This window comes from Streptococcus sp. 2342, assembly GCF_013276795.1.
Taxonomy (GTDB): Bacteria; Bacillota; Bacilli; order Lactobacillales; family Streptococcaceae; genus Streptococcus.
In genome coordinates, this window is record NZ_VMLR01000003.1 from 147,193 (window position 1) to 159,770 (window position 12,578).

A 12,578-nucleotide genomic window follows, 5' to 3' on the forward strand; every position below is an offset into this window, starting at 1 on the left:
TAGTAGCAGATGTAAGCGTTTTTGTCAACGTCTGCTTGGTGTGGATATTAGTTCAATATCATCATCAGATCTCGCAATGAGTTGATCCTTGACATCGGTTTTTTCAGTTTTGTAAGGGTTGCTTAATTCCGTACCTCTTGATTCAGGCTCTTCTCTTGTGAATTGGAAGATAGAACCATAGTTGCTTGAGATGTCCCAGTTAATTCGTTGGCTTTCTTTCTGGTCTAGGATGATTCGGAGATAATCTTTGGCAGTCAGTTCAACCCTACCATGGACTTGGATATTTTCAGCGTGGAAGTGATGTTCTGTTGACTCTAGCTGACTATCTGTCAGATTTGTATCAAAGATATTAACGATATTGGGCGTTGTGAGTTTACTGTTTTTGATACGACTTCCTTCAATTCGGAGGATATAGCCGTTTGTATTGAGGGTCGTATTTTCAAGGCTAGCATTTATGATGGTGGTTTGTCCGCGATTGGCTGAGATGTTGATCCCTTTTAGAGTTCTCCCTTTTGGCAGTCTGAGAATAACTTCTTCAAAACGACTAGAGTAGCTACTTGCGATATGAAGAATTCCGCCAATTCCAGAAGAGATAAATGGACTTTCAGACAGTTTCTTATCAGTGAGACTCAGAGTTCTATCGTTCTGATTGGTGATAAGATCATGGTGAGCAGAAAGAGATGGATGGTAAGAAATGTGGATTTGATCATCGAAAGAGTCTGTGATGGTCAGCGCGTGTTGGTGGAGAGTGATTTCTAGGTTTTCGACTTCCTTGCCAAAGGTTAGTTCTTCCGTACGGCTATCATAGACAGGTTCTTTGGACAAGGAAAGTAGGCTCTTAATCCCATCAGATTGGATACCTACAAAGAGCAGGATAAAGCCGATAACGGTAGTCACCACACCAAAAATGAGAAATCCTTTTGTCAATTTACGCATGCTGGTCACCTCTCTTTCCTTTTTTAAGAACAAATTGCACCAAGCGAACAATGAGTAGACCGAAGAAGCGAGCTACATAGGAAATACCTAGTAAGACTAGTGAAGAAGCACCGATAGCCAGTAAACCAGAACCGAAAATCAAGATAAAGGCTGATTTGGCTTGGGCTAGGACAGTGAAACTTTCAACTAAAAATAGGAATCCGCCGATGATACCCAGTATGGAAACCGCAAAGAAAGCCAAGATGACAGTCAAGGCTGCCACAAAGATTGCGAACAGGGACACGAGGATGGCGATTCCCAGAGGAATACCGATGGGTGCTGCAAGGAGGGCTAACAAGGCGATATGCAAAATTTGTCGGTTATTTTTTTGAGCAGGTGCCTCATTGATTTTTTTATCGAGAAGATTAGAGAGAACTTCGTGGGCCGCTTCTTTGGGAGTTCCCAAACTAGCAATGAGTTCTTCTTCTCCTTCGACTCCAGCATCGTCAAAGAGTTCCCTGAAATAGTCCATGGCTTCAATTTGGTCAGCCTGAGGCAGTTTTTTGAGATAAAGTTCTAGCTGAGTCAGGTATTCAGTTCTTGTCATGGCGGATACTCCCTTCTATGATGCCATTGATGGTGTCTGTATAGAGTGTCCATTCATCTTTTAGGGTCAAGAGTTGCTCTATACCACCATTTGTCAAGGAGTAGTATTTGCGCATGCGACCTTGGAACTCTCTAGAATAGGTTGTCAGAAAGCTATTGCCTTCCAATTTTTTGAGAATGGGATAGAGTGTAGATTCTTTGATATTAGCGATCAGCTTAATGGTTTGGCTAATCTCATAACCATAAGAATCATCCTGCTCCAGTACGGCCAAGATGAGAAATTCAATCAAGGCAGAGGATGTTGGAAAGTACATGGGGAACCTCCTTTTCTAATGTGTAAGATTTTTATATATAATTTTTCTACACATACATTGTACATCTAAATGAAAGCCCTGTCAAGAGAAATGTGTAAAATTTTTATATATAAAAAACTTCTAGCAAAAACTAGAAGTTTAGAGGATTTTATCAGCTCTGTCCACAGTAAAGAGGGCCACAGTCATCAGGATATCGACGAGTAAGAGAGCAGCTACAGCTGGTACCCAAGAGTGGAAAAGGTCAAAACTGTATCCAAAGAGGGTTGGCCCAAAGGCTGCTAGGATGTAGCCTCCTGTTTGAGATAAACCAGACAATTGGGCTGTCTTTTCAGGAGCGCTTGTCTTGAGTGAAAAGTTGACCATGAGATAAGGGAAGAGGGCGCTGGTTGCGGTTCCGATGAGGAGATGGATGGCAAGCCAGTAAAAGAAATTACCGACTGGGAAAAAGAGCATGGAAATGCCGACCACACCAGCCAGTGAGACCAGAGTGAGCATGAGCTGACGGTTGCGAGTAGATAAGCTGGTTGTCAGGCTTGGGATGGTCATTGAAAAAGGGATACTAATCAGAGAGAAGATAGAGGTCAGCAAGCCAGCTTCGTGACTAGATAGACCTGCATGGATAGCCATGGTAGGTAGCCAGGTCATCGCGGTGTAAAAGAGCAGGGATTGGAAACCTGCAAAGACAATCACTGCCCAGACCTGTTTGTTACGCATGACCTTTGTTTGGCTTTTTTGTTTGGTTTGTGGAGCCAGTCTGTGATTATAACGGTGATTTGGGAGCCAGACCAAAAAAGTTGCTAGACAGAGCAGGGTGAGGAGGATGATGAGTCCTTTCCAAGAACTGGCTTGTGTAATAGGCACGGCTAGATAGGAAGCCAGAGCCGTTGCAATCCCCATAGAAGTTACATATAAGGTAGTCAGAAAACCAATTTTCTTTGGTTGATTGGCTTGGATGAGACTAGGAAGCAGCACATTGATGACTGCGATACTTGCCCCAACCATCAAGGTTCCTAGATAGAGTAGGGGCAGATTGATTAGTCGAATGAGAGAACCGATGGTCAAGAAGAAGAGGCTGTAGGTGAAGAGATGCTCCAAGCCGATTTTCTGAGCCAGTCGGGTAGAAAAGAGCGAGAAGAGGGTAAACATGAGGAGGGGAAGGCTAGTCAAGACACCAAGTGAACTAACTTCTACTCCCAGCCCTTGCGAAATATCTCCCAAAATAATGGGTAAAACAGTAAAAGGAGTCCGCAAAGAAACACCGATTAGGATAATACCTGGAATAAAAAAGAGTGATTGCTTTTTCATATAATACCTCTTCTAGCTGATTTTAATAACAGCTTATTTTAAGGCTTTTTCCCTATAATGTCAAGTAAGGTTTCTGGCTTTCAAGATAAAAATGGGAAAGTCTTGAAAATTATGATAAAATAGTGGAAGGAAATCTATACATTGGAGAAAAACTGTGTCTGAAAAGCAAAAAATCAGCGTATTGATGTCGGTCTATATCAAGGAAAATCCGACATTTTTAAAGGGTGCTATTGAGAGCGTTCAAAATCAGACCCTGAAACCAAGCGAATTGGTTCTGGTTGAGGATGGGCCTTTGACACCTGAACTCTATCAGGTATTAGACCATCTTGAAGTTGAGTCTGATATTCCAGTGAAACGCTATCCTCTTGAGCAGAATCAAGGTTTGGGTCTGGCTCTTCGACAGGGTGTTTTGCAGTGCCAGTATGATATCATCGCTCGTATGGATACGGATGATATAGCTGTTCCAGACCGTTTTGAGCAACAGGTTCAGCTAATGGAGAAGGACAAGCTAGACCTATTAGGTGGACATATTGCAGAGTTTATTGATAATCCTGATGAGATTGTTTCTTACCGTCGTGTTCCGACTCAACATGCAGATATTGTGGCTTATCAAAGGATGAGAAGTGCCTTTAACCACATGACTGTCATGTTCAAGAAGGACATGGTTCTCAAGGCAGGCAACTATGAGGATGGCCTTTATATGGAGGATGACCTCCTCTGGCTCAATATGATTGCTGCAGGAGCCAAGACTGGAAATCTGGATCAAATCTTGTGTAAGGTTCGTGTTGGAGCAGGGATGTTTGAGCGTCGTGGGGGACTGCGTTACCTTAAACTCTATCGTCAGGCTCGTCAGCGCATGCTGAAGAGAGGGCAAATTTCTTACATGGAGTATGCCAAGAGTGTTGCCATTCAGATGGTTGTTGCCCTTTGTCCAGGATTTGTCCGACAGTTTATTTTTATGAAACTGTTACGAAAAAGCAATTAAAAGATTGTAGCAAATCGTAAACTGGATAAAAAGCGTTATAATAACAATATAAATATCCAGCTCTTTTAAGGAGGAGTAGATTGACATGAATAAAAAACTAACAGATTATGTGATTGATCTGGTGGAAATTTTAAATAAACAACAAAAACAAGTCTTCTGGGGCATATTTGATATTTTGAGTATGGTGGTTTCCATCATTGTATCTTATATCTTATTTTACGGACTAATTAACCCAGCACCTGTTGACTACATTATCTATACGAGTTTGGCCTTCTTGTTTTATCAATTGATGATTGGATTTTGGGGCTTGAACGCTAGTATCAGTCGTTACAGCAAGATCACAGATTTTATGAAAATCTTTTTTGGTGTGACTGCGAGCAGCGTCTTGTCATATAGTATCTGCTATGCCTTCTTGCCACTCTTTTCAATCCGTTTCATCATTCTCTTTATCTTGTTGAGTACCTTCTTGATTTTATTGCCACGGATTACTTGGCAGTTAATCTACTCTAGACGCAAAAAAGGAAGTGGCGATGGAGAACACCGTCGAACCTTCTTGATTGGTGCTGGTGATGGTGGGGCCCTCTTTATGGATAGTTACCAACATCCAACCAGTGATTTGGAACTGGTCGGTATTTTGGATAAGGATGCTAAGAAAAAGGGTCAAAAACTTGGTGGAATCCCTGTTTTGGGTTCATATGATGATCTGCCTGAATTAGCCAAACGCCATCAAATCGAGCGTGTTATCGTTGCGATTCCGTCGCTTGACCCGTCAGAATATGAACGTATCTTGCAGATGTGTAATAAGCTGGGAGTCAAATGTTACAAGATGCCTAAGGTTGAAACCGTTGTTCAGGGACTTCACCAAGCAGGTACTGGGTTCCAAAAAATTGATATTACGGACCTTTTGGGACGTCAGGAAATTCGTCTTGATGAATCGCGTCTGGGAGCAGAACTGACAGGTAAGACAATCTTAGTCACAGGTGCTGGTGGCTCAATCGGTTCTGAAATCTGTCGCCAAGTTAGCCGCTTCAATCCTGAACGCATCGTCTTGCTCGGTCATGGGGAAAATTCAATCTACCTTGTTTATCATGAATTGATTCGCAAGTTCCAAGGGATTGATTATGTACCAGTTATTGCCGATATTCAAGACTATGACCGTCTCTTGCAAGTCTTTGAACAGTACAAGCCAGCTATTGTTTATCATGCGGCTGCCCACAAGCACGTTCCTATGATGGAGCGCAATCCAAAAGAAGCCTTCAAAAACAATATCCGTGGAACCTACAATGTTGCTAGAGCTGTTGATGAAGCTAAAGTACCTAAGATGGTTATGATTTCGACAGATAAGGCGGTCAATCCACCCAATGTTATGGGAGGAACCAAGCGTGTGGCTGAGTTGATTGTCACTGGTTTTAACCAACGTAGCCAATCAACCTACTGTGCGGTTCGTTTTGGGAATGTTCTTGGTAGCCGTGGTAGTGTCATTCCAGTCTTTGAACGTCAGATTGCTGAAGGTGGGCCTGTAACGGTGACAGACTTCCGCATGACCCGTTACTTTATGACTATTCCAGAAGCTAGCCGTTTGGTTATCCATGCTGGTGCTTATGCCAAAGATGGGGAAGTCTTTATCCTTGATATGGGCAAACCAGTCAAGATTTATGACTTGGCCAAGAAAATGGTCCTTTTAAGTGGCCACACTGAAAGTGAAATTCCAATCGTTGAAGTTGGAATCCGCCCAGGCGAAAAACTCTACGAAGAACTCTTGGTATCAACCGAACTTGTTGATAATCAGGTTATGGATAAGATTTTCGTTGGTAAGGTCAATGTTATGCCTCTAGAAGTCATCGATCAAAAAATTGAAGAGTTCCGCACTCTTAGTGGAGATGAATTGAAGCAAGCCATTATCGCCTTTGCCAATCAAACAACCCACGTTGAATAAAAAAGAAAAGCGCATATTATCAAGTTGTTCATAAGAACCTTGGTAATATGCGTTTTGTTATGTAGAGACTTATACTCTTCGAAAATCTCTTCAAACCACGTCAACGTCGCCTTGCCGTAGGTATGGTTACTGACTTCGTCAGTTCTATCCACAACCTCAAAACAGTGTTTTGAGCTGACTTCGTCAGTTCCATCTACAACATTAAAACAGTGTTTTGAGCAGCCTGCGGCTACTTTCCTAGTTTGCTCTTTGATTTTCATTGGGTATTACTCCATTTTCTTCTGAAATGGAGTTGTTACCCAGTCTATGTTATTGAAAATACTCTAAAACTTCTATGGGTTTGTGGGCGATATAATCAGGCTGATAGTTTAGTAGATCTGCTTGCTCTCCAAATCCCCAAGTGACGGCTAATTTCTGAATGCCTGTTTCTTGAGCTCCAAGCATATCAAACTTGGTATCTCCGATGATGATGGCTTGTTCTGGCGCTAGTTGATGTATCTGCAAGGCTTGGCGAATGACATCGGCCTTATGGGGTGCTTCAGGGCTGGAACCATAAATGCCATCAAAGAAATGATAGATGCCCAAGTTTTTAGTCATATCCTGAGCGGTTGGAGTATTCTTTGTAGTGGTGATGTAGAGTGGATAACTGCTCGATAACTTCTCAAGCAAGTCTACAATCTGAGGAAAGAGTTGAGCTTCATAGATGCCTTTTTCCTTATAGTAAGAACGGTAAATTTGCACAGCCTCAGAAATTTGTTCTTTAGGCAGACAGGTCGCAAAACTACTTTCGAGGGGCGGTCCCATAAAACCACGAATCGTTTTGGCATCAGGGCTAGGCACCCCGAGCTCCTTAAAGGTATGGGTAAAGGCATTGTGAATCCCGATAGAACTGTCAACGAGGGTTCCATCCAGATCGAAAAAAATCGCTGTGATAGAGGTCATGGTTTCTCCTATTTGATAAGCTTATTCTCCGAAAATTTCTTTTTGGAGGCGACGACCAGTAGGTGTGGCAGCGAGTCCACCTTCAGCTGTTTCACGAAAGGCAGTTGGCATGCTTGCTCCTACTTGGTACATGGCATCGATAACCTCATCCACAGGAATTTTAGATTCGATACCTGCCAGGGCCATGTCTGCTGCGATAAAGGCAAAGCTGGCTCCCATGGCATTGCGTTTGACACAAGGAACTTCGACCAAACCGGCAACAGGGTCACAGATGAGGCCTAGCATATTTTTAATGACAAAGGCAATGGCCTGACTGGCCTGATAAGGTGTCCCACCAGCAGCTAGAGTCAAGGCTGCAGCACTCATAGCAGAGGCCGAACCAACCTCGGCCTGACAGCCACCTTCAGCACCCGAGATAGAGGCGTTGTTTGCGATGACTAGTCCAAAGGCACCGGCAGCAAAGAGGAAATCCAGCTGTTGCTCGTGGCTGAGGTCTAATTTTTCAATAGCAGCAGTGAGAACGGAAGGCAGACAGCCAGCACTTCCAGCGGTCGGAGTGGCACAAACCAAGCCCATTTTAGCATTGTGTTCATTGACTGCGATAGCATTTCGGGCAGCTGAGAGTATCGTATAATCTGACAGAGTTTTTCCGTTTTTGATGTAGTGATCCAATTTGGCAGCATCTCCACCTGTCAGACCACTACGAGATTTATTTTCATTGAGGCCAAGTTGGACAGAGGCTTTCATGACTTCCAGATTGCGTTCCATGAGAAGGAGGACTTCTTCACGTTCGCGACCTGTCAATTCAAACTCTGTTGTAATCATGAGTTCTGCAACATTTCCTTGAAAGTCCAGATCTGCTTGCTCGACCAATTCTTTGATAGAATAAAACATGCTTCCTCCTATTTAAAGAAATTGACATTGTGGAGATGAGGGATTTTTCGAATTTCTTCGATGGCATCATCACAGTTGCGACTGTCAACTTCGATAATCATAATGGCTTTTTCACCAGCTTTTTCACGAGTAACGTTCATCTGGGCGATATTGATACCATAGCGAGAAAGGGCCTCTGTTACGAGGGCAATCATTCCTGGAATATCTTGATGAACAATGATGATAGTCGGTGTATTCATATTAAGAGAGACGGCAAAGCCATTGAGTTCGGTTACCTGAATATTTCCTCCACCGATAGAAATACCAGTCACACTGATGGTCTTGTGCGCATTTTTAACGGTAATTTTAGTGGTGTTGGGGTGAGGAGCATTGCTGTCTTTCTGAATTGTCCAGACAATCTTGATACCACGTTTGTGGGCAATCTCCAGACTATTTGGGATTTCAGGATCATCTGTATCCATGCCTAAAATACCTGCAACAAGGGCTAGGTCTGTCCCGTGGCCACGATAGGTCTTGGCAAATGAGTTAAATAGTTGGAATTCGACTTCTGTCGGAGTATCATCAAAAATGGAAGAGACAATCTTCCCAATACGAACAGCACCAGCTGTATGGCTACTAGATGGGCCAATCATAACTGGTCCGATGATATCAAAGACAGATTGAAAACGAAGTGATTTCATCAGTTTCCCCTTATAAAAATTCTTATCTCTATTATATCAAAGAATAAAGGTCTTGACTTTAATTGTGGATGAAAACCTTTCTAATACCTTAAATAGCATAAAAATAGTATCTTTTATGACAAAAAACACCTTATTTAGGGAAATAAAAAATAATTTTGTAATATTTCTACATAAAAGTGTCAAGAAACAGTAATATTTAAAGGGTATGATAGAAGTATAGAAAGAAGGAGAATTTTCAAATATGAAATCAACAACTAAAAAGATTAAAACAACTCTTGCAGGAGTAGCTGCCTTGTTTGCAGTATTTGCTCCATCATTTGTATCTGCTCAAGAATCATCAACTTACACAGTTAAAGAAGGTGATACACTTTCAGAAATCGCTGAAACTCACAACACAACAGTTGAAAAATTGGCAGAAAACAACCACATTGATAACATTCATTTGATTTATGTTGGTCAAGAGTTGGTTATCGATGGTCCTGTAGCGCCAGCAGCACCAGCTTCAACGACTTATGAAGCTCCAGCTGCCCAAGATGAGGCTGTTTCAGCCACCGTGGCAGAAACTACAGAGGTAGAGGAGGAAACTCCAGTAGCAAGCGAAACAGTAGCAGAAGAAATTGTTGCTTCAACTGTAAGCGGATCTGAAGCAGAAGCCAAAGAATGGATCGCTCAGAAAGAATCAGGCGGTAGCTACACAGCTACAAACGGACGTTATATCGGACGTTACCAATTGACAGATTCATACTTGAACGGTGACTACTCAGCTGAAAACCAAGAACGTGTAGCAGATGCCTATGTTGCAGGACGTTACGGTTCATGGACAGCCGCTAAAAACTTCTGGCTTAACAATGGCTGGTATTAAGAACTGACGAACAGAATAATATGAAAAGGTCGAGGAAATCCCTCGACTTTTTTATATTTCCTTCGGTTGAGAATAGATCTCTACTTCTTTTTTGAGATGAGACAGCATAGAAGTTTCCTCGGTCAGCTCCAGAAGTGAGAAACCTTTTTGGATAAGTCTAGCGTCATCCCTACAAATCCCGATACGGACATAGCAGATAGCAAGTCTATCGTAGTGCTTCTTTTTCTTGGCATCCTCTAGTAAAGTATAGCAGATTTGTTGACACATGTTTTTGTCTTGATGGTATAAGTAAATGGTGGACAGATTGAGTAGGATTGCCATTCGTAAGTCATATAAATGTTGGTAGTTTTTATAGACTTCCAAGCGTTGCAAGATTTTTCCAGTAATGAGATGGAGGTGATCAATGGGAAAGCTGAAAAGGATGGTATTGAGGATTTTTAGGTCATTTTCATACCATGTATCTTGTTTTTCAATTTTTTCCCAAAGTTTTTTGACAGTCTGTTTCACTTGGTCTGACAGTTGCTCTGTACCATGTTGACGGATATGAATGACAATTTCCAGCATATCCCTTATTTCTTCTATAGGCAGGTCGTGGTGGGTCTTGAGATAGTCTTGGCATGTTTCAAAAAAATGAACTAGACTATTACTACCAATGATGGAAGTCATATTGAGATAAGTTTGCATGATTTCTGTTCGTTGGCTCGGTTGATAGAGATGGCAGATGTAGTCAAACTCTTCAAAACTCATATTGATTTGCCGGAGAAGAAATTCCATGTTTTCATATTTGGGAGTTGCTTTGCCACTTTCAATCTTTGATAGGCTAGTTCTTGAAAGGACATCTCCGCAGACCTCTTCTTGAGTCAAGCCTTTTGACTCACGTATTTCTTTATAGATATTTCCGAAATCATAACGCATAATTTTCTCCTTTTCGTGAAAAAAGTTAACAAATAATAAAATCCAATTAAAAATATTGTATCATAGTAACAGAAATAGTAAAAAAGAAAACTAAAATAGTGTGTGAAAAAAGTTAACTAATTTTAAAATAGAGTAAAGAAGAGGTATACTATAGATACGAAATACAGATAGGAGGGAAAGAGTATGAATAAAAAAGTTTTTCGTTTTTTAGTTATTCTTGCTTTCTTATTCAGCATTGCTACGGTTTTCCCATGGAACTGGCCGATATAATGCGCTAGTTGTAAAAATGAAAGGAAGGTGAGTCCAATGGATAATTTTTAAATAATTTATAATAGGGGAACTAAAATTATATTTTTAAATTAGTTTTATGGCAATTGAATAGAATAACCGATAGACTGGAGGTAGAAAGATGTTTAATAGATTGAGTAAAAGTTTAAGTTTGTTGATGATTATTACGATGTTGAGCGCAGTGTCAATACCTAGCTTTGTGGCTTATGCGGATGACAATTCATCACCTAGTATTCAATTGACTTCCGAAGAAAGAGAAATAGCATCTGAATTTCGTTATTTATTTGAAATTGCTAGTTACTTGGATGAAAATGGTAATCGAGTGATTGATATGGATGCTTTACAACAGACTTATGGTAAAGAACAAGCTCCTTATATAGCGGAGGGAATTCGAATATTATCGGATCCAAAGGAAACAGATATAGTTCTGCAGAATATGAAGTCTGATTTTTATTCTAGGAGTTGGATGAGTTGTATGCTGGACTCCACTATAGACTTTTTGGGAATAAATTTATTAACAGATATATTCGGTGGAGGTCTGGGAGGGCTATCAGGACTTATTCAAAAGAAAGCGTGGCCAAAGATTGCAAAATTGGTATTAAAATCTACCGTAAAAACTTCTGGTGTGGCAATTGCAGCTACTTTGTCATGGTATAGTTTAAAATGTTTAAACCAATAAAATATACAGTAACGGTTTTCACTATCTTAGCCTATATTATTTGGTTTTGGATGAGGATGAAATTAACTGATTTAATTGGACTTTTTATTGTAACACTGATGATTGAAAATTTTATTTTTTATTTTTTCAATGATAAAAAGAAAAAATAGGAATTTCTCTTGTTTACTAAAGTTAATAATCTAAATTTACCTCATCTCAATTAGCTAAATTTAATGTAGCTGTTGTTGTAGCAGGAGTAGCATTAAATGCTATCTCTTGTTAGGGGACTTAGTTCGCATATAGTAGGAAAAGTATTTTATAGTAGATTGAATTAGGAAGAGACAACGTAATTAAGATATTTGAGTCTGGGACAAAAGTCTAACCTTAAATATAAAAAGCGAACAAAAACAAGTTATATGGCACTCATAATTCTATTTTGTTCGTTTTTTTGTCTAATCTATCGATTTTAAAAACTTATAATAAAGAATTCGTAAAATCAAAATCTTTTTGTCCCAGACTCGTCTTGTTCTAACCTCAATATACTATAATATAAGTCGTCTCTACCCTATGTTGATTAGATTAAGTCGTGAATCAGGAGGTTAAGTGATGAACTACAATGTAAAATATCTCTTATCAGGAATATTTATTATAGTCTTTATAGGTTTTCTAGTCTGGATGCGTTATTTTAATCAGAAGAAGGAAGAAGCGCATTCGGATGTGTCTTTTGAAGCGAGGTTAGATAGTGAGGTCAAGACCTTATATAAACAACTAGGATTGGGTGAGGAACCTAACTATTTCTTAGCTTATCGCTACTTACACCCTTGGTTTAATCTAGCGATTTTACCACCAACAGTTGAAATTTTCTTAACTAAAATAGCGCTGGTGATGGTAACTCCAGATGAACTACTGATAAGAAATATTGGGAATGGGATGACTTTCACAAGTGAGCATCATCGTGATTTGCGACAAGGACTTATCCGCATTCCAAAATCAGAGATAAAAGAATTTGAGATTCGCAACTGGAAAAGAGTTTTTATATTTGGCGATTTTTTGACAATTAAAACAAGCCAACATAGCTATTATTTGCAGGTTAGAGATGATGGACTTCAAAAAGGAAGTCTTTCTACCAAACACTTCTCCGACTTGAAACGACAAGATTTTCTCGGATTATTGACAGATAAACGGACATTTTGATAGACGATTGCTCAAAAAACTAACCTCTAAACATTCAAAAACCACACAGTGTTTTCAGCCTTGAACACAATTAAGCTGAGAGAA

The 12,578-nt window shown here is 40.3% G+C and carries 13 protein-coding genes and 1 pseudogene; 6 read left to right on the forward strand and 8 right to left on the reverse strand.

Going from position 1 to position 12,578, the window contains the following annotated elements; all coding sequences use genetic code 11:
* Positions 1 to 24: 24 nt before the first annotated feature.
* The 4 genes from HT689_RS03200 to HT689_RS03215 form a co-directional block, all read right to left on the reverse strand.
* The gene (locus HT689_RS03200; protein ID WP_173251660.1) at positions 25 to 936 is read right to left on the reverse strand and encodes a DUF4097 domain-containing protein; all 912 of its coding nucleotides are present in this window, start codon (positions 934 to 936) and stop codon (positions 25 to 27) included.
* The gene (locus tag HT689_RS03205; RefSeq protein ID WP_000198699.1) at positions 929 to 1,522 is read right to left on the reverse strand and encodes a DUF1700 domain-containing protein; all 594 of its coding nucleotides are present in this window, start codon (positions 1,520 to 1,522) and stop codon (positions 929 to 931) included. Before HT689_RS03205 ends, HT689_RS03200 begins: the two co-directional genes overlap by 8 nt.
* On the reverse strand, positions 1,509 to 1,835 hold the full coding sequence (locus tag HT689_RS03210) for a PadR family transcriptional regulator (protein ID WP_000273857.1): 327 nt from the start codon (positions 1,833 to 1,835) through the stop codon (positions 1,509 to 1,511). Before HT689_RS03210 ends, HT689_RS03205 begins: the two co-directional genes overlap by 14 nt.
* A 138-nt stretch (positions 1,836 to 1,973) precedes the next feature.
* Complete coding sequence (locus HT689_RS03215; protein ID WP_173251662.1) at positions 1,974 to 3,140, reverse strand: MFS transporter; 1,167 nt, start codon at positions 3,138 to 3,140, stop codon at positions 1,974 to 1,976.
* 57 nt (positions 3,141 to 3,197) lie between these two features.
* On the opposite strand from HT689_RS03215, the pseudogene HT689_RS09950 reads away from it, so the two are divergent.
* The 3 genes and pseudogenes from HT689_RS09950 to HT689_RS03225 all read left to right on the forward strand — a co-directional run.
* A pseudogene (locus tag HT689_RS09950) lies at positions 3,198 to 3,339 on the forward strand (glycosyltransferase family 2 protein); the annotation flags it as partial.
* Positions 3,325 to 4,125, forward strand: a complete 801-nt coding sequence (locus HT689_RS03220; protein ID WP_188110372.1) for a glycosyltransferase — start codon at positions 3,325 to 3,327, stop codon at positions 4,123 to 4,125. The pseudogene HT689_RS09950 and the gene HT689_RS03220, both read left to right, overlap by 15 nt.
* An 85-nt stretch (positions 4,126 to 4,210) precedes the next feature.
* On the forward strand, positions 4,211 to 6,061 hold the full coding sequence (locus HT689_RS03225) for a nucleoside-diphosphate sugar epimerase/dehydratase (protein ID WP_173251666.1): 1,851 nt from the start codon (positions 4,211 to 4,213) through the stop codon (positions 6,059 to 6,061).
* Between the two features lie 309 nt (positions 6,062 to 6,370).
* Here HT689_RS03225 and HT689_RS03235 read toward each other — a convergent pair whose 3' ends face one another.
* Genes HT689_RS03235 through sdaAB form a run of 3 tightly spaced genes read right to left on the reverse strand, consistent with a single transcriptional unit; the run spans position 6,371 to position 8,577 of the window.
* Positions 6,371 to 7,003 carry an HAD family hydrolase gene (locus tag HT689_RS03235; protein WP_173225006.1) on the reverse strand — a complete coding sequence of 211 codons (633 nt, stop codon included), beginning with the start codon at positions 7,001 to 7,003 and terminating at the stop codon, positions 6,371 to 6,373.
* Between the two features lie 21 nt (positions 7,004 to 7,024).
* On the reverse strand, positions 7,025 to 7,897 hold the full coding sequence (sdaAA, locus tag HT689_RS03240) for an L-serine ammonia-lyase, iron-sulfur-dependent, subunit alpha (protein ID WP_000500043.1): 873 nt from the start codon (positions 7,895 to 7,897) through the stop codon (positions 7,025 to 7,027).
* Positions 7,898 to 7,905: 8 nt separating this feature from the next.
* Entirely contained in the window at positions 7,906 to 8,577 is a 672-nt protein-coding gene (gene sdaAB / locus HT689_RS03245; RefSeq protein ID WP_000838910.1) for an L-serine ammonia-lyase, iron-sulfur-dependent subunit beta, read from the reverse strand.
* 241 nt (positions 8,578 to 8,818) lie between these two features.
* Here sdaAB and HT689_RS03250 point away from each other — a divergent pair, with 241 nt between their 5' ends.
* Positions 8,819 to 9,439, forward strand: a complete 621-nt coding sequence (locus HT689_RS03250) for a LysM peptidoglycan-binding domain-containing protein (protein WP_173251601.1) — start codon at positions 8,819 to 8,821, stop codon at positions 9,437 to 9,439.
* Between the two features lie 51 nt (positions 9,440 to 9,490).
* Here the strand turns inward: HT689_RS03250 and HT689_RS03255 are convergent, their stop codons facing one another.
* A complete protein-coding gene (locus HT689_RS03255) occupies positions 9,491 to 10,354 on the reverse strand; it encodes a helix-turn-helix transcriptional regulator (RefSeq protein ID WP_001268183.1) in 864 nt (287 codons plus the stop codon).
* A gap of 409 nt (positions 10,355 to 10,763) precedes the next feature.
* Between HT689_RS03255 and HT689_RS03260 the strand changes: the two genes are divergently transcribed.
* The gene (locus HT689_RS03260; protein WP_054383455.1) at positions 10,764 to 11,321 is read left to right on the forward strand and encodes a hypothetical protein; all 558 of its coding nucleotides are present in this window, start codon (positions 10,764 to 10,766) and stop codon (positions 11,319 to 11,321) included.
* A gap of 585 nt (positions 11,322 to 11,906) precedes the next feature.
* Positions 11,907 to 12,494 carry a hypothetical protein gene (locus HT689_RS03265; protein ID WP_173225015.1) on the forward strand — a complete coding sequence of 196 codons (588 nt, stop codon included), beginning with the start codon at positions 11,907 to 11,909 and terminating at the stop codon, positions 12,492 to 12,494.
* Positions 12,495 to 12,578: the final 84 nt, after the last annotated feature.